This is a genomic window from Pseudomonas sp. GW821-FHT04C07 (genome assembly GCF_059420325.1).
Genome location: NZ_JBWKTM010000010.1, coordinates 137624 through 162127, shown reverse-complemented (window position 1 = coordinate 162127; position 24504 = coordinate 137624). Strand labels below are relative to the sequence as shown.

24 protein-coding genes and 3 pseudogenes are annotated in these 24504 nt (G+C 58.3%); 22 read left to right on the top strand and 5 right to left on the bottom strand.

Features of this window, described 5'->3' with window-relative positions; genetic code table 11:
- Nucleotides 1–50 precede the first annotated feature (50 nt).
- The gene (gene rne, locus AC07UI_RS19275) at nucleotides 51–3206 is read right to left on the bottom strand and encodes a ribonuclease E (RefSeq protein ID WP_494994006.1); all 3156 of its coding nucleotides are present in this window, start codon (nucleotides 3204–3206) and stop codon (nucleotides 51–53) included.
- Nucleotides 3207–3907: 701 nt separating this feature from the next.
- On the opposite strand from rne, the gene rluC reads away from it, so the two are divergent.
- From rluC to sppA, 3 genes are read left to right on the top strand one after another with little or no spacing between them, the layout of a single operon-like run.
- Complete coding sequence (gene rluC, locus AC07UI_RS19270; protein ID WP_494994005.1) at nucleotides 3908–4864, top strand: 23S rRNA pseudouridine(955/2504/2580) synthase RluC; 957 nt, start codon at nucleotides 3908–3910, stop codon at nucleotides 4862–4864.
- Nucleotides 4854–5516, top strand: coding sequence for an HAD-IA family hydrolase (locus tag AC07UI_RS19265; protein WP_494994004.1), 663 nt, complete (start codon nucleotides 4854–4856; stop codon nucleotides 5514–5516). Before rluC ends, AC07UI_RS19265 begins: the two co-directional genes overlap by 11 nt.
- A 21-nt stretch (nucleotides 5517–5537) precedes the next feature.
- Entirely contained in the window at nucleotides 5538–6527 is a 990-nt protein-coding gene (sppA, locus tag AC07UI_RS19260; protein WP_494994003.1) for a signal peptide peptidase SppA, read from the top strand.
- A gap of 142 nt (nucleotides 6528–6669) precedes the next feature.
- On the opposite strand, the gene AC07UI_RS19255 is transcribed toward sppA, so the two are convergent.
- Nucleotides 6670–7248 (bottom strand): Maf family protein, encoded by a 579-nt coding sequence (locus AC07UI_RS19255; protein WP_494994002.1) that lies wholly within the window; start codon nucleotides 7246–7248, stop codon nucleotides 6670–6672.
- Between the two features lie 105 nt (nucleotides 7249–7353).
- Between AC07UI_RS19255 and AC07UI_RS19250 the strand changes: the two genes are divergently transcribed.
- From AC07UI_RS19250 to AC07UI_RS19190, 13 genes and pseudogenes are all read left to right on the top strand, one after another.
- The gene (locus tag AC07UI_RS19250; RefSeq protein WP_494994001.1) at nucleotides 7354–7881 is read left to right on the top strand and encodes a YceD family protein; all 528 of its coding nucleotides are present in this window, start codon (nucleotides 7354–7356) and stop codon (nucleotides 7879–7881) included.
- 13 nt (nucleotides 7882–7894) lie between these two features.
- Nucleotides 7895–8077, top strand: a complete 183-nt coding sequence (gene rpmF / locus AC07UI_RS19245; RefSeq protein WP_003179396.1) for a 50S ribosomal protein L32 — start codon at nucleotides 7895–7897, stop codon at nucleotides 8075–8077.
- A gap of 3 nt (nucleotides 8078–8080) precedes the next feature.
- Complete coding sequence (gene plsX, locus AC07UI_RS19240; protein WP_494994000.1) at nucleotides 8081–9091, top strand: phosphate acyltransferase PlsX; 1011 nt, start codon at nucleotides 8081–8083, stop codon at nucleotides 9089–9091.
- Nucleotides 9092–9216: 125 nt separating this feature from the next.
- Complete coding sequence (fabD, locus tag AC07UI_RS19235) at nucleotides 9217–10155, top strand: ACP S-malonyltransferase (protein WP_494993999.1); 939 nt, start codon at nucleotides 9217–9219, stop codon at nucleotides 10153–10155.
- Nucleotides 10156–10171: 16 nt separating this feature from the next.
- On the top strand, nucleotides 10172–10915 hold the full coding sequence (gene fabG, locus AC07UI_RS19230) for a 3-oxoacyl-ACP reductase FabG (protein ID WP_494993998.1): 744 nt from the start codon (nucleotides 10172–10174) through the stop codon (nucleotides 10913–10915).
- 192 nt (nucleotides 10916–11107) lie between these two features.
- Nucleotides 11108–11344, top strand: coding sequence for an acyl carrier protein (gene acpP / locus AC07UI_RS19225; RefSeq protein ID WP_003175607.1), 237 nt, complete (start codon nucleotides 11108–11110; stop codon nucleotides 11342–11344).
- 110 nt (nucleotides 11345–11454) lie between these two features.
- A complete protein-coding gene (gene fabF, locus AC07UI_RS19220) occupies nucleotides 11455–12699 on the top strand; it encodes a beta-ketoacyl-ACP synthase II (RefSeq protein WP_494993997.1) in 1245 nt (414 codons plus the stop codon).
- Nucleotides 12699–13514: an aminodeoxychorismate lyase gene (gene pabC, locus AC07UI_RS19215; protein ID WP_494993996.1), complete on the top strand. Its 816-nt coding sequence runs from the start codon at nucleotides 12699–12701 to the stop codon at nucleotides 13512–13514. Before fabF ends, pabC begins: the two co-directional genes overlap by 1 nt.
- 3 nt (nucleotides 13515–13517) lie before the next feature.
- Nucleotides 13518–14699 carry an endolytic transglycosylase MltG gene (gene mltG, locus AC07UI_RS19210; protein WP_494993995.1) on the top strand — a complete coding sequence of 394 codons (1182 nt, stop codon included), beginning with the start codon at nucleotides 13518–13520 and terminating at the stop codon, nucleotides 14697–14699.
- A gap of 19 nt (nucleotides 14700–14718) precedes the next feature.
- Nucleotides 14719–15351 carry a dTMP kinase gene (gene tmk, locus AC07UI_RS19205; RefSeq protein WP_494993994.1) on the top strand — a complete coding sequence of 211 codons (633 nt, stop codon included), beginning with the start codon at nucleotides 14719–14721 and terminating at the stop codon, nucleotides 15349–15351.
- Nucleotides 15344–16330, top strand: coding sequence for a DNA polymerase III subunit delta' (locus tag AC07UI_RS19200; RefSeq protein WP_494993993.1), 987 nt, complete (start codon nucleotides 15344–15346; stop codon nucleotides 16328–16330). The genes tmk and AC07UI_RS19200 overlap by 8 nt, the downstream gene beginning before the upstream one ends.
- A 27-nt stretch (nucleotides 16331–16357) precedes the next feature.
- Nucleotides 16358–16468: pseudogene (locus AC07UI_RS19195) on the top strand (PilZ domain-containing protein); the annotation flags it as partial.
- 10 nt (nucleotides 16469–16478) lie between these two features.
- The gene (locus AC07UI_RS19190; RefSeq protein ID WP_494993992.1) at nucleotides 16479–17270 is read left to right on the top strand and encodes a TatD family hydrolase; all 792 of its coding nucleotides are present in this window, start codon (nucleotides 16479–16481) and stop codon (nucleotides 17268–17270) included.
- Nucleotides 17271–17613: 343 nt separating this feature from the next.
- Here the strand turns inward: AC07UI_RS19190 and AC07UI_RS19185 are convergent, their stop codons facing one another.
- Nucleotides 17614–18744 carry an aminotransferase class V-fold PLP-dependent enzyme gene (locus AC07UI_RS19185; RefSeq protein WP_494993991.1) on the bottom strand — a complete coding sequence of 377 codons (1131 nt, stop codon included), beginning with the start codon at nucleotides 18742–18744 and terminating at the stop codon, nucleotides 17614–17616.
- 78 nt (nucleotides 18745–18822) lie between these two features.
- On the opposite strand from AC07UI_RS19185, the gene AC07UI_RS19180 reads away from it, so the two are divergent.
- The 6 genes and pseudogenes from AC07UI_RS19180 to AC07UI_RS19155 all read left to right on the top strand — a co-directional run.
- Nucleotides 18823–19461, top strand: a complete 639-nt coding sequence (locus tag AC07UI_RS19180; RefSeq protein ID WP_494993990.1) for a TetR/AcrR family transcriptional regulator — start codon at nucleotides 18823–18825, stop codon at nucleotides 19459–19461.
- Between the two features lie 139 nt (nucleotides 19462–19600).
- Complete coding sequence (locus AC07UI_RS19175) at nucleotides 19601–20569, top strand: GTP 3',8-cyclase MoaA (RefSeq protein ID WP_494993989.1); 969 nt, start codon at nucleotides 19601–19603, stop codon at nucleotides 20567–20569.
- 285 nt (nucleotides 20570–20854) lie between these two features.
- Nucleotides 20855–21457, top strand: coding sequence for a DUF4823 domain-containing protein (locus AC07UI_RS19170; RefSeq protein WP_494993988.1), 603 nt, complete (start codon nucleotides 20855–20857; stop codon nucleotides 21455–21457).
- Between the two features lie 21 nt (nucleotides 21458–21478).
- Nucleotides 21479–22039, top strand: coding sequence for a DUF1285 domain-containing protein (locus tag AC07UI_RS19165; RefSeq protein WP_494993987.1), 561 nt, complete (start codon nucleotides 21479–21481; stop codon nucleotides 22037–22039).
- Between the two features lie 201 nt (nucleotides 22040–22240).
- Nucleotides 22241–22412 (top strand): annotated as a pseudogene (locus AC07UI_RS19160) (GntR family transcriptional regulator); the annotation flags it as partial.
- Nucleotides 22413–22583: 171 nt separating this feature from the next.
- Nucleotides 22584–22778, top strand: a pseudogene (locus AC07UI_RS19155) (PfkB family carbohydrate kinase); the annotation flags it as partial.
- A gap of 93 nt (nucleotides 22779–22871) precedes the next feature.
- On the opposite strand, the gene AC07UI_RS19150 reads toward AC07UI_RS19155, so the two are convergent.
- Nucleotides 22872–23132, bottom strand: coding sequence for a hypothetical protein (locus AC07UI_RS19150; RefSeq protein ID WP_494993986.1), 261 nt, complete (start codon nucleotides 23130–23132; stop codon nucleotides 22872–22874).
- 81 nt (nucleotides 23133–23213) lie between these two features.
- Complete coding sequence (locus tag AC07UI_RS19145) at nucleotides 23214–24434, bottom strand: MFS transporter (RefSeq protein ID WP_494993985.1); 1221 nt, start codon at nucleotides 24432–24434, stop codon at nucleotides 23214–23216.
- Nucleotides 24435–24504: the final 70 nt, after the last annotated feature.

The following is a 24504-nucleotide window of genomic DNA, read 5'->3' as shown; positions in this document are numbered from 1 at the left end:
AAAAAGCCCCGCCTGCGTTAGCAGGCGGGGCTTTTTAACAGCCGTTGGAATCAGGCGAGGGGTTTAGGCTCGTGCTCTTCTTCCAGGGCTTTGGGTTTTTGCTCTACCACTTCTTCGACGGAATGCAGGTTTTCGTCGATGGTCGGGGCAGGTTCAACAGCTGCTTGCTTGGCCACTTCAGCGACAACCGGAGCAGGCTCGGCAGCAATCACAGCTTCTACAGGTGCAGCAGCTGCAGCCAGTTCGGCTTCTTTCTGCAGACTCTCGGCTTCACGCTTGCGACGACGCACTTCACGTGGATCGTTCGGCGCACGACCACTTGCGGTCAGGGCGCTTGCCGGTGCGGCTTCGACCACCGGCTCCGCCACTGCGGCAACCACTGGCGCTTCAACCGGAGCCGCAACCACTGGCTCGGCGCTTACCACTTCAGCGACTGGAGCTGGAGTTGGAGCTGGAGCTTCAACGACAACCGATTCAGCGATGCGGTCGAACGGGGTTGGAGCGTCATAAGTCGGCTCAAAGGCTTTTTCAGCAACCGGAGCTTCGAACGCAGGTTCTGCGGCGACGACTGGCTGTTCAGCTACAACGGCTTGCTCGGCAACGAGTGCTTCACGAACCGGAGCAACTTCAACGGCAGGAGCGGCAGGCGTTTCAATAGCAGTGGTCGCTTCAACCACTGGCGCTTCAACCGAAGCAGTTTCCAGCGTGACGGCAGTAGCACGTTCTGCTTGCTGATGAGCCTGAGCTTCAGCTGGGGCGCTGATCACAGTGCTGGCAACAGCCGCGGTAACGGCCAGACCGGCAGCCAGAGCGGCGCCGCTTGGTTCTTCGCTGCTTTCTTCGGTCTCTTCCGAGCCTTCGATCACATTGCCGTTGGCATCACGTTGACGCTCACGACGGTTGCTGCGACGACGCTGGCCACGGGAGCGGCGGCGTGGACGATCGCCTTCGGCGCTCTCCTGACCGTCATCCTGCAGTTGTTCTTCGTTCGGCAGCAGTTCTTCTTCGCTAACGGCGACAGCAGCCTGCTCGACACGTGGTTGACGTTCTTCACGCGGTGGGCGCGGTTGACGCTCTTCGCGTGGGGCGCGGGCAGGGCGCTCTTCGGCAACTGCGGCTGGAGCTGCATCCAGCGGCTCGCGCAGCTCACGAACCGGGCGATCTTCACGAGCTTCGCGCGGTTTGCGATCTTCACGCGGAGCACGTGGGGCACGATCTTCACGCGGAGCGCGTGGTGCACGTTCTTCACGAGCTGCTACGGCCGCTACTTCTTCACGGACTTCGCGGGGTGCACGTTCTTCACGAGGCGCGCGCTCTTCACGAGGTGCACGTTCTTCACGAGGTGCACGTTCTTCGCGCGGCTTGCGCTCTTCGTCGCGACGACCGTTACGGCTGCGGCTCTGCTGACGACCGGTGCGGCGCTCTTCGTTGCGCGGCTGGCGTTCGGTGACTGGCTTTTCAACCACGACCGGAGCGGCAGGTTCTTCTTTGGTAGCGAAGAGACTGACCAGCGACTTCACCAGACCTTTGAACAGGCTTGGTTCGGCGACGTGGACTGGCGCAGCAACAGGTGCGGCGGGGGCTTCAACCGGAACTGGAGCATTGGCGCGTGCCGGAGCGGTTTTCACCGCGGCTTCCTGGCGAACCAGGGTGCGGGTAGCGGCGACCGGCTGAACTTCTTCTACTTCGGCAGCGGCAGCGGCGATTTCGTAGCTGGACTGACCGACGTGAGCTTCCGGGCTGTCATCGCGCAGACGCTGAACTTCGAAGTGAGGCGTTTCGAGGTGATCGTTCGGCAGAATGACGATGCGTGCACGGGTGCGCAGTTCGATCTTGGTGATCGAGTTGCGTTTTTCGTTGAGCAGGAACGCAGCGACCGGGATCGGCACTTGGGCACGAACTTCGGCGGTGCGGTCTTTCAGGGCTTCTTCTTCGATCAGGCGCAGGATCGCCAGCGACAGCGATTCAACATCACGGATGATGCCGGTGCCGCTGCAGCGTGGGCAGACGATACCGCTGCTTTCACCCAGGGATGGACGCAGGCGCTGACGGGACATTTCCAGCAGGCCGAAGCGCGAGATACGACCGACCTGTACGCGAGCGCGGTCGGCTTCCAGGCATTCGCGGACTTTTTCTTCCACGGCGCGCTGGTTCTTGGCTGGGGTCATGTCGATGAAGTCGATGACAATCAGGCCGCCGATGTCACGCAGGCGCAACTGACGGGCGATCTCTTCGGCAGCTTCAAGGTTGGTCTGCAGAGCGGTTTCTTCGATGTCGCTGCCTTTGGTGGCGCGCGCCGAGTTGATGTCGATGGACACCAGGGCTTCGGTCGGATCGATAACGATGGAGCCGCCGGAAGGCAGTTCAACGACGCGCTGGAAGGCGGTCTCGATCTGGCTTTCGATCTGGAAACGGTTAAACAGCGGTACGCTGTCTTCGTACAGCTTGATCTTGCTGGCGTACTGCGGCATCACCTGACGGATGAAGGTCAGGGCTTCGTCCTGGGCTTCGATGCTGTCGATCAGCACTTCGCCGATGTCCTGGCGCAGGTAGTCGCGGATGGCGCGGATGATCACGTTGCTTTCCTGATAGATCAGGAATGGTGCGGAGCGATCCAGCGAGGCTTCTTTGATGGCGGTCCAGAGTTGCAGCAGGTAATCGAGGTCCCACTGCATTTCTTCGCTGCTGCGGCCAAGGCCGGCAGTGCGCACGATCAGACCCATATCGGCTGGAGCAACCAGACCGTTCAGGGCTTCACGCAGTTCGTTGCGCTCTTCACCTTCGATACGACGGGAGATACCGCCGGCACGCGGGTTGTTCGGCATCAGAACCAGATAACGACCGGCCAGGCTGATGAAGGTGGTCAGGGCTGCGCCCTTGTTGCCACGTTCTTCTTTTTCGACCTGGACGATGACTTCCTGGCCTTCGCTCAGGACGTCCTTGATGTTGACGCGGCCTTCGGGGGCTTTCTTGAAGTATTCGCGGGAGATTTCTTTGAGTGGCAGGAAGCCGTGGCGCTCAGAGCCGAAATCGACAAAGGCAGCCTCAAGGCTTGGTTCGATGCGAGTAATCCGGCCTTTATAGATGTTGGCCTTTTTCTGCTCGCGTGCACCGGATTCGATATCCAGGTCGTAGAGGCGCTGGCCATCTACCAGTGCAACACGCAACTCTTCGGGTTGAGTTGCGTTAATCAGCATTCTTTTCATGTAGTACCGTCGGTTTCCGGGCTGCCGGAAACGGCGTTCGGCACACACGACTTCTCACGGTCGGTGTCAGGTGCGTCAGGAGTGGTTGGACACTCCAGTGTCTAGCGAGGTTCGACCAATTGGGCCGGAGTCGCGACGTACGCGTCCTGCTTGCTGTGGCTACTTAAGCACTCAGTCAGGAGGAGGAATCAACCGGCGACGGTGGACGAGATGAAGCGTCTAAATATAAGCCTAGTGCTACACAGTCCGACGGTTGTGCATCTCCACCCTACACGTATCCCTGATAATTCGGGTGCTGCCGCGCGCAGAATCCGCAGCGGGTTGGCATTTACCGTGAGCTCCGAAAGGGGAGGTCACGCATCATGGCTAATTTAGGCGGTGTTTCCGAAGCCTTCGCTCAGGCTCATTCGAGATCGACTGCACTTTGTGAACTGGCCGTGAATATCGGCGCAAAAGACGAGTAATCACTCTGCTTCTTGCGCTCGCTTCAGGCCTCATGTCACCTGCGCTTGTTACAATCGCGAACCTTCCATAATTGTAGCGAAAGCCCCGTAGGACGGCCTTGCGTCCTGATGAATTGCGTTGGTCAGGGTCGGTCTTCGACCGTTGGTCCGCTGCCCAGGCCGCTTTTGGCGGCGTTCGCGACTATAGCAGCAATCATTAAGTGCTTCAAATCCATAAAAATTGTTATCATTCCCGGCATGACGACTACTGCCCCCCTGACCCCCAGCGTCCAGCTGCTTGAGGTCTCGCCGGAATATGCCGGCCAACGAATCGATAATTTCCTGCTCGCTCGGCTTAAAGGCGTGCCTAAAACCTTGATTTACCGCATTTTGCGTAAAGGCGAAGTGCGCGTGAACAAGGGGCGGATCAAGCCCGAATACAAGCTGCAGGCGGGCGATATTGTCCGTGTGCCACCTGTACGTGTGCCTGAGCGCGACGAGCCGGTACCTGTGGCTCAGGGTTTGTTGCAGCGCCTTGAAGCGTCGATTGTCTTTGAAGACAAGGCGCTGATTGTGATCAACAAGCCGGCCGGCATTGCGGTCCACGGCGGTAGCGGTCTGAACTTCGGGGTTATCGAAGCCTTCCGTCAGTTGCGGCCCGATGCTAAAGAGCTGGAGTTGGTCCATCGCCTGGATCGGGACACTTCCGGCCTGCTGATGATCGCGAAAAAACGCAGCATGTTGCGCCACCTGCACACCGCTTTGCGTGGTGATGGCGTCGATAAGCGCTACATGGCGCTGGTCCGCGGTAACTGGGCGACATCGATCAAGCAGGTTCGTGCGCCGTTGCTCAAGAGCAACCTGCGCTCCGGCGAGCGCATGGTTGAAGTCAATGAGGAGGGCAAGGAGGCTCTCACGGTCTTCAAGGTGCTGCGCCGTTTCGGTGAATTCGCCACGATGATCGAAGCCAAGCCTGTCACTGGCAGGACCCACCAGATTCGCGTGCACACCTTGCATGCCGGGCACTGCATTGCCGGTGACAGCAAATACGGCGATGAGGACTTCAGTAAAGAGATTCGCGAGATGGGCGGCAAGCGCCTTTTCCTCCACGCCTACATGCTGACCGTGCCGTTGCCTGATGGCGGCGAACTCAAACTGCAGGCGCCGGTGGACGAAATGTGGGCCAGGACCGTGGAGCGTCTGAGTGCTAGCTGATTACAAGCTACTGATCTTTGATTGGGATGGCACCTTGGCCGACTCCATTGGTCGAATTGTCGAGGCAATGCAGGTAGCGGCTGCGCGAGCGGATTTGCCGCCGCGAGACGATTTTGCCGTCAAAGGCATCATCGGTCTGGGTTTGCCGGAGGCGATCCGCACCTTGTACCCGGAAATCGGCGACGCTGACCTGGTTGCGTTCCGTCAGCGCTACGCGGATCACTACATTGCGCTCGAGGCCGAGCCTTCGCCACTCTTTGCCGGTGTGGTCGAGTCTCTCGAAGCTTTTCGTTGCGAGGGATATCGCCTGGCTGTGGCCACTGGCAAAGCCCGTCGAGGTTTGGATCGAGTGCTGAAGTCTCATGGGTGGGAGGATTATTTCGATATCACTCGTGCTGCCGACGAAACTGCGAGCAAGCCACATCCGTTGATGCTGGAGCAGATTCTCGCCCATTGCGAAGTCGGTCCCGAGCAGGCGTTGATGGTGGGCGACTCTTCGTTCGATCTGTTGATGGCGCGCAATGCCGGTATGGATTCGGTTGCGGTCAGCTATGGTGCTCAATCGATGGATGCCCTGCGTGTGTTCGAGCCACGTCTGGCCATTGATCATTTTTCTGAGCTGCACGCCTGGCTGAGCCGGCGGGCCAATTAAGTTTTTGCTGGGGTAAATGGTATGAAGGATGAGTGGAAGGCGCCAAGCGAGGCGAGTGCCGAAGGCAGTGACGAGAAAAGCTGGAAGCTGCTTGAAAAGACCCTTTTGGCCGGCGTGCAAGAGCAACGGCGCTCGCGGCGCTGGGGGATTTTCTTCAAGCTGCTGACCTTCGTTTATCTGTTTGCGGCGATGGCGTTGTTTACACCGCTGATGGACGTGGAAAAAAGCGCAACGCGTGGCTCTGGCTACACGGCTCTGATTGATGTGAGCGGCATGATTGCCGACAAGGAGCCCGCCAGTGCTGACAATATTGTCGGTGGCTTGCGGGCTGCTTTTGACGATTCGAAGGTCAAGGGCGTGGTGCTGCGGATCAATAGTCCGGGTGGCAGTCCAGTGCAGTCGGGTTATGTCTATGACGAGATTCGTCGTTTGCGCGGCCTGCATCCTGAGATCAAGGTCTATGCGGTGATCTCGGACCTGGGGGCTTCTGGCGCGTATTACATCGCCAGTGCTGCGGATCAGATCTACGCCGACAAGGCCAGTCTGGTTGGCTCCATCGGTGTGACGGCGGCGGGTTATGGTTTTGTAGGGGCGATGGAGAAGCTTGGTGTCGAGCGTCGGACGTATACCTCTGGCGAGCACAAGTCGTTCCTCGATCCGTTCCAGCCGCAAAAGCCTGAGGAAACCCAATTCTGGCAGGGTGTGCTGGACACGACCCATCGCCAGTTCATCGCCAGCGTCAAGCAGGGGCGTGGCGACCGGCTCAAGGACAAGGAGCATCCTGAGCTGTTCTCTGGCCTGGTGTGGTCGGGTGAGCAGGCGCTGGAGTTGGGCTTGATCGATGGGCTGGGGAGTGCGAGCTCAGTGGCGCGGGATGTGATTGGTGAGAAAGAGCTGGTTGACTTCACGATTCAGGAGTCGACATTCGATCGCTTCTCGAAAAAGCTCGGAGCCAGCGTTGCCGAGCACTTGGCAATGTGGATGGGTTTTCAGGGGCCGACATTGCGCTGATTAACGCGCAGCATAAAAACCGGCTCACGTGGCCGGTTTTTTTATAGTTGAGCGCAGGTGGTTAGCTTCGTGTTATCTGGATTGGTGAGTGCTTCGCGGTCGAACGCAGGCTTCGCCAGTGGCTGTGGGGTAGGGCGCCAATTCAAGGGATTTGCACGCCCTCGGCCAGCAGCATATCGACCAGGCGGATCAGCGGCAGGCCGATCAGGCTGGTGGCGTCACTGCCTTCGGTGCTCCGAAACAGGCTCACGCCCAATCCTTCGGCTTTGAAGCTGCCTGCGCAGTCGTAGGGCCGTTCGGCGAGCAGGTAGCGCTCGATACGTGCTTGATCGAGTGTGCGCATGTGAACGGTGAGGGGTATGCAGTCGACCTGGCAGTGGCCAGTCTGGCTGTTGAGCAGTGCCAGGCCGGTCAGAAAGGTCACGCTGGCACCGCTGGCGGCCAATAGTTGTTCCCGGGCTTTTTCGAAGGTGTGTGGCTTGCCGATGATCTGGCCGTCCAGCACGGCGACCTGGTCGGAGCCGATGATCAGGTGGGCGGGATGGCTGCTGCTCAGAGCCTGGGCTTTCTCTTTGGCCAGACGTTTGACCAGGTCGATGGCGGGCTCGCCCGGGCGGTGGCTTTCGTCGATATTCGGTGAGCTGCAGGTAAATGCCAGTTGCAAGCGGGCCAGCAATTCACGACGATAGGCCGAGCTTGAAGCAAGTAATAAAGGCAGCATGCGGTTCTCCTGATGATAGTCGTGGATTCTAGCGAGGCTTCCAAGTGGCGGACAGGGTTGAATTTCCTTTGACATGGCCGGGGGCATCCCTATAATGCTGCGCCTATGTTGAATGACCCGATTCCACCTCACGTTGACCCGCGCAAATTGGCTGATCGTGGCACCACCCTTCAAGGTGAACTGCTGCTGGCCGATTTGGAGAGACTCTGCGACCCGCTTTCCGATACTGTCGGTACGGTGCAGGCTAAATTCGTTTTTGAGCGAGATGAGCGTAAATCTGTGGTTATCCACAGTTTTATCGATGTCGAAGTCAAAATGGTTTGCCAGCGTTGTCTTGAGCTGGTCACCCTGCCGATCCACAGCGAATGCAGTTATGCTGTGGTGAAAGAGGGTGCGAATACCCAGTCGTTGCCGAAAGGTTATGACGTGCTGGAACTGGGCGAAGATCCTTTGGATCTGCAGTCACTGATCGAGGAGGAGCTTTTGCTCGCCTTGCCCATTGTGCCTGCTCATCATCCGGAAGAATGCCAGCAGCCGGCGGGTCTCGATGAGCCCGAACCGAGCGAGGACGAGGTAACGCGGTCCAACCCGTTCAGTGTATTGGCGCAGTTAAAGCGTGACCCAAACGTTTAGGAGTTAATCAATTATGGCTGTTCAGCAGAACAAAAAATCCCGCTCTGCCCGTGACATGCGTCGTTCCCACGATGCTCTCGAGGCTAGCACCCTGTCTGTAGAAAAAACCACCGGTGAAGTTCACCTGCGTCACCACGTATCGCCAGAAGGCGTATACCGTGGTCGTAAAGTGATCGACAAGGGCGCTGACGAGTAATCCTTGTCCGCTCAAGTCATCGCGATTGACGCAATGGGCGGGGACTTCGGTCCCCGCAGCATTGTTCAGGCCAGCCTTGCTTGTCTGTCTGCTACGCCCTCGCTGCACCTGACCCTTGTCGGTCAACTCCCCCTTTTAGAAGAACTGATTGCCAGCCAGTCGGCTGTGGATCGCGCGCGCTTGAATATCGTGTCGGCCACGCAAGTGATCGCCATGGATGAAAAGCCATCGCAAGCCCTGCGCGGCAAGCCGGACTCCTCGATGCGTGTGGCGCTTGAGTTGTTGCGAGATGGCAAGGTTCAGGCGTGCGTCAGTGCTGGCAATACGGGTGCGCTTATGGCGTTATCGCGCTATGTGCTGAAAACCCTGCCGGGTATTGATCGTCCGGCGATGGTTGCAGCCATTCCGACCCAGCGCGGTTATTGCCAGTTGCTCGATCTGGGGGCTAACGTCGATTGCAGTGCCGAGCATCTTCTGCAATTTGCGGTGATGGGGTCGGTTGCGGCTGAAACGCTGGGTATTGTCCGTCCGCGGGTGGCATTGCTGAATATCGGTACCGAAGACATCAAGGGTAATCAGCAGGTCAAGCTGGCGGCGAGTCTGCTTCAAAATGCCCGCGGCATGAACTACATCGGCTTCGTAGAGGGGGATGGGTTGTACCGTGGTGAGGCGGATGTCGTGGTCTGCGACGGTTTCGTCGGCAATATCCTGCTCAAGTCCAGCGAAGGCCTGGCGACCATGATTGCGGCGCGAATTGAAGCGTTGTTCAGGCAGAGCGTGGTATCGCGAATGGTCGGTGCGTTGGCGCTACCGTTGATGCGACGCTTGCAGGCTGATCTGGCGCCTGCGCGGCACAATGGTGCGAGCTTTCTCGGTTTGCAGGGCATCGTTGTGAAAAGCCATGGCTCGGCGGGGGTGCAGGGGTTCCAAAGTGCGATTCAGCGGGCCGTGATCGAGATCCAGGAAAACCTGCCGGAGCGCTTGCACGGTCGTCTCGAGGATCTGTTGCTTTAGGCGTTTTCGCTCGAGAATGCTTAAATGTGACCGCTTAGTTCAATCAGTCATCCAACTGTCAGTTTTTTGTGTCCTTTATAGGGGACGTCAATTCTCCGACGACAAGATCATTAGGGGCTTGTTACATGTCTGCATCCCTCGCATTCGTCTTTCCAGGACAGGGTTCGCAGTCCCTCGGCATGCTGGCCGAGTTGGGCGCGCAATACCCGTTGGTCCTTGAAACATTCAAAGAAGCTTCCGATGCTCTGGGCTATGACCTGTGGGCACTGACCCAGCAAGGGCCGGAAGAACAGCTCAATCAAACCGATAAAACCCAACCGGCCATTCTCACTGCGTCCGTCGCGTTGTGGCGCCTGTGGCTGGCTGAAGGTGGTGCGCGCCCGGCCTATGTCGCAGGTCATAGCCTGGGCGAATACAGCGCGCTGGTCGCGGCTGGCAGCCTGAGCCTGGGCGATGCTGTGAAGCTGGTGGAGCGTCGCGGTCAGTTGATGCAAGAGGCCGTACCGGCCGGGCAGGGCGGCATGGCCGCGATTCTCGGTCTGGACGATGCCGATGTGCTGGCGGCCTGTGCGCAAGCGGCGCAGGGTGAAGTGGTCAGCGCGGTCAACTTCAACTCGCCGGGTCAGGTTGTGATCGCAGGTGCCAGGGCAGCTGTCGAGCGCGCCATCGAGGGTTGCAAGGCGCGTGGTGCCAAGCGAGCGATGCCGTTGCCGGTCAGCGTGCCATCCCACTGCGAATTGATGCGTCCGGCTGCCGAGCGTTTCGCTGAGTCGATCGCTGCGATCAACTGGCAGGCTCCGCAAATCCCGTTGGTGCAGAACGTCAGCGCCAGTATTGCGGCGGATCTTGAGACACTCAAGCGTGATCTGCTTGAGCAGCTCTACAAGCCGGTACGTTGGGTCGAGTCTGTCCAGTGCCTGGCTGCCAATGGCGCCACCCAGCTGGTCGAATGCGGTCCTGGCAAAGTGTTGGCCGGCCTGAACAAGCGCTGCGCCGAAGGCGTATCGACCTCTAATCTGAATACCCCAGATGCTTTCGCTGCCGCTCGTGCAGCGCTGGCTTGAATTAGGAGAAGCCTGCATGAGTCTGCAAGGTAAAGTTGCACTGGTTACCGGTGCCAGCCGCGGTATTGGTCAAGCTATTGCTCTTGAATTGGGTCGTCTGGGTGCCGTAGTCATCGGCACTGCAACTTCCGCTTCGGGCGCCGAGCGTATTGCTGCGACCCTGAAAGAAAACGGTATTCAAGGCACAGGTCTGGAACTCAATGTCACCAGCGACGAGTCCGTGGCTGCAGTACTGGCGAGCATTCAGGAGCAGTTCGGTGCGCCGGCGATTCTGGTCAATAACGCCGGTATTACCCGCGATAATCTGATGATGCGCATGAAAGATGACGAATGGCATGATGTCGTCGATACCAACCTGAACAGTCTGTTCCGCCTGTCCAAGGGTGTTCTGCGCGGCATGACCAAGGCGCGTTGGGGGCGAATTATCAGTATCGGCTCGGTTGTGGGTGCCATGGGCAACGCAGGCCAAGTAAACTACGCAGCGGCCAAGGCAGGACTGGAAGGCTTCAGTCGTGCTCTGGCGCGTGAAGTCGGCTCGCGGTCGATTACGGTAAACTCGGTGGCTCCCGGGTTCATCGATACCGATATGACCCGCGAATTGCCTGAGGCACAGCGTGAAGCTTTGCTGACGCAAATTCCGCTGGGCCGTCTGGGGCAAGCTCAAGAGATTGCGCAAGTGGTCGCTTTTCTGGCTTCGGACGGTGCGGCTTACGTTACTGGGGCTACAATCCCGGTGAACGGCGGGATGTACATGAGTTAAATGTGACGGTTTGCTTCAAAAAAATGTCATACGAGCTGTCTAAAATCCGTTATAAAGCTGCAATCTATTTATAGGCAGATGGCTGGCTGGGTTTGAGGAGTGAAGCTTTCAGTTGAAAAGCTGAAAAGCCTTTCTATACACTTACCCACTGGCCAGCTGCCTGAATTTGTCCATTAGGAGTGAAAACAAGGTATGAGCACCATCGAAGAGCGCGTCAAGAAAATCGTTGCTGAGCAACTGGGCGTTAAAGAAGAAGAAGTTGTGAACACTGCTTCCTTCGTAGAAGACCTGGGTGCCGACTCCCTTGACACCGTTGAGCTGGTGATGGCTCTGGAAGAGGAATTCGAGACCGAAATTCCTGACGAAGAAGCCGAGAAGATCACTACCGTTCAAGCTGCTATCGACTACGTTACCAGCCATCAGGCTTAATAGTTTGTAGTCGTCGCTTGCTGTCATGGAAAAACCGCACTGCCATCATGGCGTGCGGTTTTTTCTTTAGACCTGATACAAAGTGTCGTCATTAGAAGAAGGAGAGTGCTGTGTCGCGTAGACGCGTCGTAGTCACCGGTATGGGTATGTTGTCGCCACTGGGCACGGATGTACCGAGCAGCTGGCAGGGCATTCTGGCTGGCCGTAGTGGCATTGGTCTGATCGAACACACCGACCTTTCTGCCTATTCCACCCGTTTTGGCGGCTCGGTAAAGGGCTTCAATGTCGAGGAATACCTGTCGGTAAAAGAAGCTCGCAAACTTGACCTGTTCATTCAGTACGGTCTGGCTGCCGGGTTTCAGGCGGTACGTAACTCCGGTCTGGAAGTGACCGACGCCAACCGTGAGCGTATCGGTGTGGCCATCGGTTCGGGTATTGGCGGTCTGACCAATATCGAAGAAACCAGCCGCACGTTGCATGAGCAAGGCCCGCGACGGATTTCTCCGTTCTTCGTGCCTGGCTCGATCATCAATATGATTTCCGGTTTCCTGTCTATCCATCTGGGTACCCAAGGGCCTAATTACGCCATTTCGACAGCCTGTACCACCGGTACGCACTGCATCGGCATGGCGGCGCGCAACATTGCTTACGGCGAAGCCGATGTGATGATTGCCGGCGGTGCCGAGATGGCCGCCTGCGGTCTCGGTATGGGCGGCTTCGGTGCTGCCCGTGCGTTGTCGACTCGCAACGACGAGCCGACCCGCGCCAGCCGTCCATGGGACAAGGGCCGTGACGGCTTCGTGCTTTCCGACGGTGCCGGTGCCCTGGTGCTCGAGGAGCTGGAACACGCCAAGGCTCGTGGTGCGACCATTTATGCCGAGTTGATCGGCTTTGGCATGAGCGGCGACGCTTATCACATGACGTCGCCGCCAGCCGATGGCGCGGGCGCGGCGCGCTGCATTACAAACGCTATGCGTGATGCCAGGCTGAACATTGATCAAGTGCAGTACATCAATGCCCATGGCACATCGACTTCAGCCGGTGACCTGGCGGAAGTCCAGGCGATCAAGACTGTCTTCGGTGAGCACGCCTACAAGCTGGCCGTCAGTTCGACCAAGTCCATGACCGGGCACCTGCTGGGTGCTGCTGGTGCTGTCGAGGCGATCTTCAGTGTGCTGGCGATCAACGGGCAGGTCGCGCCGCCGACCATCAACCTGGATGAGCCGGATGAAGGCTGCGACCTTGATTTCGTGCCGCATACCGCACGTGACATGGATATCGATGTCGTGCTGTCCAACTCGTTCGGGTTTGGCGGTACCAACGGTTCCCTGGTGTTCCGCCGGTTCGCCGGTTGATGCAGGGCTGGGTCGACGGTCAGCCGGCTGACGCTCTGTCGCTCAAAGATCGTGGCCTGGCCTACGGTGATGGTCTGTTCGAGACGATCGCCGTCAAGGCCGGCCAGCCATTGCTGCTGGATCGGCATTTGCAGCGTCTGGCCGAGGGCTGTTCGCGTCTGGCCATCGCTGCGGATCACTCATTGATCCGCAGCGAGCTGTTGGCTTATGCCGCAGCCTTGGGCGAGGGTGTGCTCAAGTTGATCCTCACCCGTGGCGACAGTCTGCGCGGCTACGCTGCCGATCCGGCTGCTCAAGCTCGACGGATTCTGCAAGGCAATCCGCCTGCGGCATACCCGCCTGCCTATGGTCAGCAGGGTATTCGCCTTTTTCCCTGCGCTACGCGACTTGGCGAGCAGCCCTTGCTCGCCGGGCTCAAGCACCTGAATCGTCTGGAGCAGGTCATCGCCCGCTCCGAGTGGCATGATGCCGAGCATGCCGAAGGTTTGATGCTGGACGTTTCCGGACGCGTGATCGAAGGGGTGTTCAGCAACCTGTTTCTGGTGCGCGATAACAGACTGCTGACGGCTGACTTGAGTCGCTGCGGCGTCGCTGGCGTGATGCGAGCTGAATTATTGTTTCAAGCCAGGTCGCTGGGTATTCCCACAGAGATTACCGAGATCAGTCTCGACCAGCTGCAACAGGCCGACGAAGTCTTCGTCTGCAATAGCGTGTACGGCGTTTGGCCGGTACGCGCTTATGCAGCGTTGAGCTGGCCGGTTGGGCCACTCACCCGTAAACTGCAAGGCATTGCCCGCGCGCTACTGGATGCTTGATTTGTGAGACGTAAATTCTTGCTGCTGCTGGAAGCCGGACTGGTTCTGGCGGGACTGGTGCTGGGTGCTTCGGCCTGGAAGCTGAACTCGGCGCTGGAGCAGCCGCTCAACCTGGCACACGAACAATTGCTTGATGTACCGCCCGGTTCGACACCGAGCGGAACCTTCAATCGCCTGCAGGCCGACGGCGTCCTGCAGGACTCCTTTTGGCTGCGGCTGTACTGGCGGCTGAATCTCGACGGACAACCGCTGCATGGTGGCGAGTACCGCATGACGCCGGGCATGAGCGCCCAGGGTCTGATCGGCCTGTGGCAGCGTGGCGAAGTGGTGCAGTACAGCCTGACCCTGGTCGAAGGCTGGAATTTTCGTCAGGTACGCGCAGCCTTGGCCAAGCAGGAAAAACTTGAACAGACCTTCACCGGCTTGAGCGATAGCGAAGTGATGAACAAGCTCGGTCATGCAGGCGTGTTTCCCGAAGGACGGTTCTTTCCGGATACCTACCGTTTTGTCCGTGGCATGACCGATGCGGAACTGATGGAAAAAGCCTACGAGCGTCTGGATGATGTTCTCGCCAAAGAATGGAGCAAGCGCGCGGCTGACGCACCGTACACTGAGCCCTATCAAGCGCTGATCATGGCTTCGCTGGTGGAGAAGGAAACCGGTGTACCGCAGGAGCGTGGGCAGATTGCCGGTGTCTTCGTGCGGCGCATGCAGATTGGCATGTTGCTGCAAACCGATCCTACGGTGATCTACGGTTTGGGCGAGCGCTACAACGGTAAATTGACCCGTGCGCATTTGCGTGAGGCGACGCCTTACAACACTTACATGATCCCGGGGTTGCCACCGACTCCGATTGCGATGGTTGGGCGCGAAGCGATCCATGCAGCGTTGAATCCGGTGCCGGGTAACAGTTTGTATTTTGTGGCTCGTGGTGATGGCAGTCATGTGTTCTCCGACGACCTGGATGCGCACAATAATGCAGTGCGCGAGTTCCAGCTCAAGCGGCGCGCTGATTATCGATCCAGTCCTGCGCCGATAACGAATCAGGAGGTGCCAGAGGCTTCGAGCCCGGCGCCTGTGGTGCCTGCTGATAGCAGCACTCCGCAGGCTGCTCCCGTGTTGACTCCCGAACAACCGACCCCGGTCCCCGCACCCGGCGTGACCGAGCCGCAAAGCCCGCAATGACTCTGATTAAGGACTGCCTGTGACTGGCCTGTTTATTACCCTGGAAGGCCCGGAAGGCGCCGGCAAAAGCACTAATCGCGAGTACCTGGCTGAGCGTCTGCGCGCCGAAGGTATCGAGGTGTTGCTGACCCGCGAACCGGGCGGTACACCATTGGCCGAGCGGATTCGTGAAGTATTGCTCACACCCGGCGATGAAGTGATGAACGCCGACACCGAGCTGCTGCTGGTTTTCGCCGCGCGTGCCCAGCATCTGGCCGAGGTGATTCGCCCGGCGCTGGCCAGGGGTGTGGTGGTGTTGTGTGATCGCTTTACCGACTCTACTTACGCCTACCAGGGCGGTGGCCGCGGTTTGTCTGTGGAGCGCATCGCAACCCTGGAAACTTTCGTTCAGGGTGATCTGCGTCCGGACCTGACGCTGGTGTTCGATTTGCCGGTCGAGGTCGGTCTGGCTCGCGCCAGTGCTCGGGGGCGGCTGGACCGTTTCGAGCTTGAAGGTCGGGTGTTCTTCGACGCGGTCCGCAGTGCTTATCTGAAACGTGCCGAGGCTGATCCGGCGCGTTATCACCTGGTGGATGCCGCCCAGCCGCTGGCGCAGGTTCAGCGGTCACTGGACGCCCTGTTGCCGCAATTGCTGGGGCTTTACCGTGGCTGAGGCCTTCGCGTGGCAGGACAGCCTCTGGCAGCAACTGGCGGGCCGTGCACAGCATGCCCATGCCTACTTGCTGCACGGCCCGGCGGGTATCGGCAAGCGAGCGCTGGCTGAACGCTTGATGGCTCGTTTGCTCTGTCAGAAGCCGCAAGGGCTGGACGCTTGCGGGGAATGCAAATCCTGCATGCTGCTCAAGGCTGGCAGCCATCCGGATAACTACGTGCTGGAGCCAGAAGAGGCGGACAAGGCGATCAAGGTCGACCAGGTTCGTGAACTGGTCAGCTTCGTGGTGCAGACCGCGCAGTTGGGCGGGCGCAAAGTGGTACTGATCGAGCCGGTCGAGTCGATGAACAACAACGCCGCCAACGCCTTGCTGAAAAGCCTCGAAGAGCCTTCCGGCGATACCGTGTTGTTGTTGGTCAGTCACCAGCCAAGCCGTTTGTTGCCGACCGTCAAGAGTCGCTGTGTGCAGCAGGCCTGTCCGTTGCCGAGCCAGGCGATGAGTCTGGAGTGGCTGGCCAAGGCTTTGCCTGACTGCACTGAAGAGGAACGCATTGAGCTGCTGACACTGGCCGCTGGTTCGCCATTGGCCGCCGTCACCTTGCAGGCGCAGGGTGTACGTGAGCAGCGCGCTCTGGTGGTAGAGGGCGTGAAAAAACTGCTCAAGCAACAGCAATCACCAACTCAGTTGGCTGAGGGCTGGAACGCCATTTCGCTACTGTTGCTGTTCGACTGGTTCTGCGACTGGTCTAGCCTGATCCTGCGTTACCAGCTCACTCAGGACGAGGAGGGACTGGGTTTGCCCGATATGCGCAAAGTAGTGCAATATCTGGCGCAAAAGTCTTCTCAGGAAAAGGTCCTGAATATTCAGGACTGGATTCTGGCCCAGCGCCAGAAGGTGCTGAGCAAGGCCAACCTCAATCGCGTATTGCTGCTTGAGGCGTTACTGGTGCAGTGGGCAGATTTGCCTGCCCGGAATTGATCGCACGGGCCTGGAGTCAAGTAGTCGGCGGCGGGTGTCGGCATGCAGTTCAGTGATAGTGACAACACCGCTCGAAACAGAATCGAAACCCGTCCGGCCGGAGCCCTGAAGTCCGACCGTCCCACTCATACGATGTAGTTGCAGCCTTATGCTCGTAGATTCCCATTGCCACCTTGATCGCCTCGACCTTGCCGAACATGCCGGCTCTCTTGACGCGGCCCTCGAAGCGGCTCGTCAATGCGGCGTCGGTCACTTTCTCTGTATTGGCGTGAGCGTCGAAAACGCAGCTGACGTCAAAGCGCTCGCCGAGCGCTATGCCGATGTCGACTGCTCGGTCGGCGTCCATCCGCTCGACGTGCAGCCGGGCGCGGCACCTGCATTGGATTGGCTGTTACGCGAGCTCAACCACCCGCGGGTTGTGGCCATTGGTGAAACCGGTCTGGATTATCACTACGAGCCGGAAGCGGCCGAGTTGCAGCAAGCGTCCTTTCGCTTGCATCTGCAAGCCGCTCAGCAGACCGGCAAGCCCGTGATCGTCCACACCCGTGGCGCACGAGCCGACACCCTGGAGCTATTGCGTGAGGCGGCGCTGCCCCAGGCTGGCGTGCTGCACTGCTTTACCGAAGATTGGGAAATGGCCAAGGCGGCACTGGATCTGGGGTTCTATATTTCCCTGTCCGGCATCGTCACTTTCCGCAATGCCGATGCGTTGCGTGATGTCGCCAGGCAGGTGCCGGCCGACCGTTTGCTGGTGGAAACCGACTCACCGTATCTGGCGCCGATTCCGCATCGGGGCAAGCCGAATCTGCCGCAATACGTACGAGATGTTGCGCAGTATCTGGCGATGTTGCGTGGTGAGCCGTACGAGCGTTTTGCCGAGCAGACCACCGAGAACTTCAAGCGGTTATTTCCGTTGGCGCATGTCATCGGTCCTGCGTGAGCCCCCCTGTAGGAGCGAGCTTGCTCGCGATGGACTCAAGAGCGACGCGTTTATTCAGAAAACACGCGTTATTGTTAACGTCCATCGCGAGCAATCGAGCGTCGACCGGCTGCTCCTACACAAATCGCAGGCAAAAAAAACCCGGGTTCTGGGGGGGGAATCCGGGTTAAGACCATTAGGAGTAAAACAAAGGTACGCAGTCCGTTGGTACCTTCATCGGCGTGCCACTTGGGGGAGATGTCGCGCCGACAGTTGAAGTATTGATCACTATTGCGTTGAGTCCAGTCTGACCCCTCTATTTTTTAAACAGATTTGGAATACGCGCGCTTCAGTTGAGTTCTCATTACTTGGCAATTGTTGCCAAAATCGCCAAAGTTTCGTCGATCACGCGTTTTTCTGTGTAGAAATGTGGGGAAAAGCGAATGCCAGGGCCGCGAGGGATGCACACAACCTGTTGCTGCTTGAGTTGCTCGTAGACCCGCTGATTATCGATGCCATCGATACTGAACGAGAAAATCCCTCCACGCCGGACGGGATTCGGCGGGCTATGCAGTTGCACGCCAGCCATTGTGCTCAAGCCGTCCTGTAGCCATTGCATGCGTTCGGCAATAAGCGCAGCGACCTCTTCCATACCGACTTCTTCGAGCAGCGACAAACTGGCTTCCAGCGCCATGGCACCGAGCATGTTCGGGCTGCCGCACTCGAAGCGACGCGCGCTTTTCGCAGGCTCCCAGTCGCTACGGTTGTAGTCACCCATGTGTTCGAGCATGTGCCAGCCGAACTCATGGAGTTCAAGCTGCTCGCGCAGTTCGCTGCGGCAATAGAACACGCCCAGGCCTTCAGGCCCCAGGAGCCATTTATGACCGTCTGCCATGGCGAAGTCGCATTGGTACGCCTGGACATCAAAGGGCAGGGCACCCAGTTGCTGGATGGCATCAATGCAGAACAGCACGTTCTGTTGTTTGCAGCCGGTGCCAAGGCGCTGCAGGTCCAGGCGCAGGCCACTGGCGAACTGCACGGCACTCACTGACATCAGGCGGGTGCGCGGGCCGCAGGCGGCCAGCAGGGCACCTTCGGGGTCAGCGCCCTTGAGGCTGACCTGCAGCACTTCCACACCTTGCGGTGCCAGGGCTTCCCAGACGATACGGTTGGAAGGGAATTCTTCGTCACTAATGACAATCTGATCGCCACTTTGCCATTGCAGGCCGAAGGCGACAAAAGACAGTGCTTCTGAAGTATTTTTGACCAGCGCTACGTCATCCGTTGACGGTGCGTTAAGCAGGCGCATCAAGCGTTCGCGCAAGCGTTGTTCGAGGGTCATCCAGTCCGAATAGTCCCGTGCGCCCAGTAAAACGTTCTCCTGAGCGAAACGCGCGACTGCCACGGCAGCTCGATTTGGCCAGGGGGCGACGGCAGCATGATTCAAATAACGCAGGCCCGGAGCCTGTACAAATTCATCAAGAAACGTAGACATGGTCGGATGATCCGTGCAATTTGGCGCAAGTTAGGCATAATACGCGGCTTCGATTTTGACCCCTACAGACCTTTTCTTATGCAGAAAGAACCTCGTAAGGTCCGTGAGTTTCGTCGCCGCGAGCAAGAAATTCTCGATACCGCGCTAAAGCTGTTCCTCGAACAAGGTGAAGACAGCGTCACCGTCGAGATGATCGCTGATGCCGTGGGTATCGGCAAAGGGACCATCTACAAGCACTTCAAGTCCAAGGCAGAGATCTATCTGCGCCTGATGCTCGACTACGAGCGTGACCTGAACGAGCTGCTGCACTCTGCCGATGTCGACAAGGATAAGGAAGCCCTGTCCCGGGCCTACTTCGAATTCCGCATGCGCGATCCGCAGCGTTACCGGCTGTTCGACCGCCTGGAAGAAAAGGTGGTCAAGGGCAATCAGGTGCCGGAGATGGTCGAGGAGCTGCACAAGATTCGCGCGTCCAACTTCGAACGACTGACCTTGTTGATCAAGGGCCGGATCAGTGAAGGCAAGCTCGAAGACGTACCGCCTTACTTCCACTATTGCGCATCCTGGGCGCTGGTGCACGGCGCTGTGGCGCTGTATCACTCGCCGTTCTGGAGCAATGTGCTGGAAGATCAGGAAGGTTTCTTCCAGTTCCTGATGGATATCGGCGTGCGTATGGGCAACAAGCGCAAGCGCGATACCGACACTCCTGGCAGCTGAGCCATTCAGTTGCTTTATTGCACCATGTTTCGCTACAGGGTGCAGTACCTCAGGAATATACTCAGGCTAGGGACTTGCTAAAACTTGATTTGTGAGTCAAGTTTCAGCAAGTCCGAATCTTCTACCGCCGGAGTGATCCATGATCGTTGACCGTCAAGGCAGGCATTTTCGCAATTTGCGGATCAGCCTGACTTCAGCCTGCAACTATGCGTGTACCTACTGCGTGCCGAACGGCAAGCGACTGGTCGCTGCGCAGGATGAATTGTCGGCCGAAGCCATGGCCCGTGGCGTTGCTTATCTTATTGAAGCGGCCGGCATCGAGCGCCTGCGTATTACCGGCGGCGAACCCTTGGTCAGCCCCAAGCTGGAAACCTTCATGGGCGCGGTGGGGCAGATGGGGCTGGCGGATATCAGCCTGACTACCAACGGCCAGCTCTTGGCGCGCAAACTGCCGTCGCTGGTGGATGCCGGAATTCGCCGAATCAACGTTTCCCTGGATACCCTTGACCCTGGTGCCTTTCGCAGCATTGCACGCGGCGGCGATCTGGCGACCGTGCTTAACGGTATGGATCAGGCGAAAGCCGCAGGCATCAAGATCAAGGTCAACATGGTACCGTTGCTCGGGCAGAACCTGGATCAGGTGATGCCGCTGCTCGATTATTGCCTTGAACGCGGTTATGAACTGCGTTTTATCGAACTGATGCGCATGGGTCATTTGGCCAGTGATTCGAATGCCTTTTTGCAGCAATTCGTCAGCCTGCAACAGCTGTTGAGCCTGATCGGCGAGCGCTACGAATACCTCCAGGCTGATGCGCCAGTGGATGCCACGGCGGTGCGCTATGAAATTCCGGGCCAGGGTTTCTTTGGCGTGATTGCCAATGAAAGTGTGCCGTTCTGTCGGACCTGTTCACGTCTGCGCTTGTCGTCCACCGGCTGGCTGCATGGCTGCCTCTCGTCGAGCAATCGCCATTATGTCGGCGACCTGCTGGACAAGCCTCGCCACGAGGCTTTGCCAGCCTTGCAACGCCTATTGGTGAAAGCCTTGGGCGACAAGCAGGAAGTGGCCTTTTCCGGTGGCGCGACCATCATGAAAATCATCGGCGGATAAAAGAGTTCGCCGAAATTTGGGTTTGCTGTGGAATCTTCGGTGTTTACCATGGCCTCATCGCGAGCAAGCCCGCTCCCACACTTGATCTGCGTCAGACTACAAAAGTGTGACCGATGGAGATCTAATGTGGGAGCGGGCTTGCTCGCGATGACGGAGTGGCAAGCGATGAAGAAATTTCTGACACTCTCAAATCCCTCCACCATTCCCAATCCCCTTTGAGCTGGCGCGGAAGCTGCATCCTGCCAGGATTCGCCGGTTTTCCGTCACCGGCATCTGGAGGGTAGGATGCGTAGCCTGGTTTTGCTGCTGGCCTTTTTGGCGCTTGGTGGCTGCATGAATGTCAGCGATCTGGGTGAGGGCGCTCGCTATCACATGAGCGATGCGGGCTTGCTCGATCACAGTGATACCCATCGCTCGAACTCGTTCCGCATACAGCCAGACTCCTTTATTTATATCGCCCAAGGCGCCTTTGCACCGCCCGGCAGTCCCTATCCGCGGCCAAATGTGGTCGCCGAAGAAGCCTTCAACGGGTTTGTCGAATACTTCCCCATGGTCCGTCGCGCGCAATCCCCTGAGGGGCTGGAGGAAGCGATGACCGAAGCCCGCGCGGCCGGTGCGCATTATCTGCTCTACACCCGTTTCGCCAAGGCTGACGACCGGATCGGCAACTCGGATGAATGGATCGATCAGCAAGCCGTGGATCGAATGGGGATCGACAGTGGCGTGATTCAGCTCATGTTGATCGAGACCAACACCCGGTATTTGATCGATACTGCACGTATTCACAGTCGTGGTGGTTTACTGACGTTCCACGACAACAAGCCAGAAGATTTGCTGGGTCCGCCGCTCGAGCAATACGCTCGTAGCCTGTTGGGCTTGAGCGACTAAGCAATACACGAGGAAAACAACATGAGTGGTCCGCAAAAAGCTAATGATCTGTTGGGACAAATTCCCAAATCCAAAGGCTTGCCACCGGTCCACTTGTGGAACCCCGACTTTTGCGGCGATATCGACATGCGGATCGCCCGCGACGGAACCTGGTATTACCTTGGCACGCCCATCGGGCGTAAACCGATGGTTAAACTGTTCTCCACCATCATGCGTCGCGATGGTGACGATTACTTCCTGATTACCCCGGTGGAAAAGGTTGGCATCAAGGTCGACGATGCGCCTTTTGTCGCCGTCAGCCTTGAGGTTGAAGGCGAGGGCGAAGCTCAGCTGCTGCGTTTCACCACGAATGTCGAAGAGCAGGCCGAAGCCGGTCCTGAGCATGCGTTGCGAGTGGTGATCGATCCCGACACTCAAGAGCCTGCACCCTATGTGCATGTGCGGAGCAATTTCGAAGCCTTGATCCATCGCAATGTGTTTTACCAACTGGTGGAACTGGCGGTGACACGGGAAATCGACGGGCAGCGCTGGTTGGGGGTCTGGAGTGGCGGTGAGTTCTTTACTATCGGACTTGAGCCTTGAATCGACTGTAAGGTCGTCTCGCGGGGTAGGAGCCGAGCTTGCTCGCGATGAACGTTAACGATAACGCGTGTTTTCTGAATAAACGCGCCGCCCTTGAGTCCATCGCGAGCAAGCTCGGCTCCTACAGGATTGCACGGCCGTGGATATCCCTCTGAAATAATCCGCTGCCACTGCCGACTCGTTTCGTTTATTGATTTGTACATGATTAGACATGTTCGATTTGACAAGAAAAAACGAGTGGTTGACGAGCTGATTCGGCGTATCGAAAGCGGCCTCATGGAGGACGGCTTACTGCTGCCGGGGGAGCATCAGTTGGCTGAAGAGTTTGGCGTGAGCCGGGGGGACGTTGCGTGAAGCATTGGCCGAGTTGGAGTCGTTACAGGCACAGCAAGCTGTGACCACGTATTAGAGAGTGAATCCGTTCGCCACCGTGCTCCCCGCGCGCCCCTCAATCCTGCGAGGAATTGTCATGGCGCGCAGAACCCGCAGAAGCGATTTGAAGTGATTCACCCCCATTGTGCGGGTATTGATATCGGTAGTCGGGAGGGTCGTGGCCGTGGACAGCAACGGTGCCGGTGATGCTCATGCCGGGGTGTTTGTCGCTGCGCTGGCCGTCGGTTTGCCACCGGCTCAAGCGGCCCGTCGCGCCAATGCCGCTGCAGCGCTGGCGGTCACGCGTTGGGGGCCAGCCACCTCGCCGGGCACTGCCGAGGTCGATGCGTTTATCGCCAGATCGTAGGGGCAGGATCGTCCGAGCGCGGCCCGAACCTCCGGCAGCTCCTTCTGACCCTGGTGCACAGGGTCAGTCTGGAAAGGTTTCGCAGCCTTCGATTTACTTGCGGGCGCTGCCGTCACGGTCAGAGCCCGAGCCACCGGTGGTGGTTTTAGAGCTGGTACCCAATCTGGCGTTGTCCGGGACGCTGGAGTTCATGATGTCCGGGCTATGGGTATCGTTGCGATCAATTCGTGGGTCGGTCGCGGTGGCGGGGGATGTCGCCCGGTAGACTGGGTTGGTCGGGGCGGTTGAACCGGCGAAGGCTGCTGAAGACAGCAACCCGGCAAGGACAACGGCAGGCAGTTTTGACATGTTCATGGCGTCGCCTCCACTTCTAGAGTCGTTACCCGTACCAGTCTGCTCCCGATTTCGATGGGTGGCTGAATTTAGACGAGTGGTCTAGGCGTTCTGCAGTGCCTTTTCGACGTTCATCCAGCGCCAGATCAGCCGCCCCACGGTAATCAGCCAACTCATCACCGCAACTGCCAATATCATGAGCAACAGGGCGGACATGCCTTGTTCGACTATGATCTTGCCGGCCAACAGTGGAAAGCCGAACACACCTATGAAGTAGGCAAGGCTGAACAGCAACAGGGATTGCGAGGTCGTACCGGCGGGGGCTTCATTGGCGGCGAGGCCGTTGATCACCGAATAGGTTAGCCCGTAACCGACACCGAGAATGACCGCCGCCAGTACATAGCTGAAGCCGTCGTCGACCAGGAACCGGAACATCACGATCGACACCACTGTCAGCCCGCAGAGCAGGCAGGACGCCTCATAGGCGTCGCGTTTGACCACGATGCTGGCGATCAGCAGGCGGCTGCTGATCGCCGCACTCATGAAGCCTAAAAAGAACAGTGAATAATCCAGTGAACGGGAGGCGGCATAGCTGGTCTGGAAGCTCGACAGGCCACCAAACACGCATCCGCCCAGGCCGACCATGATGATCGAAAATACCGCTTTGGAAGAAAGCACTTGGGCTGCCGCCGACCAGGAAATCTTCGACACGGCAGCGGTTCCCAGCAGATTGGGGCGGTGCTTAAGCGCTACTCCCAATCGCCAGAACATCACCACCCCCATCAGGCTTGCCAGCGCGGCGATGTAAAAAGCGGTGGTGACGGGATAGCCCAGCACGCTGGCCGCACGGCCCAACAACGGACCGGAACCAATGCCGGTCATCATGCTGCCTGACAGCAGCGCGAAGTACCTGGCGCGCTGAGTGGGCTCGACCAGCATCGCCACGATGATTGGCCCCAGGGTGTAAAACACGCCCCAGCCGAGGCCAAGCATCAGCCCAAAAAACAATAAGGCATTCCCGAACCCAGGCGTCAGCGCGAAACCCAGGCTGGCCACTACCAGCAAGCAGCCGAACAGCGCAATTGAGCGTGCAGCGCCCAACAGGTCTGACAAATGCCCGGAGAGGATCACTGCCACAAAGGTGCTGAGCATCGCGATCGAGATCACGCTGCCAGCGTCATGCTCGTTGCCGCCGCGTGAACTGATCAGCAGTGACAGTAGGAAGGTCGAACCATAGGACAGTGAAAGCAGATAACTGGCAACGCAAAACAGGCCGAATAGCTTCCCTGAAACGATGGTGTCCTGATGAGTACCGGTCTGCATGAAGGCGTCTCTTGCCAGCTGGAATCATGAATCGCATTTCTAACATGCGAGGCGCAGACGTTAGTTGCGT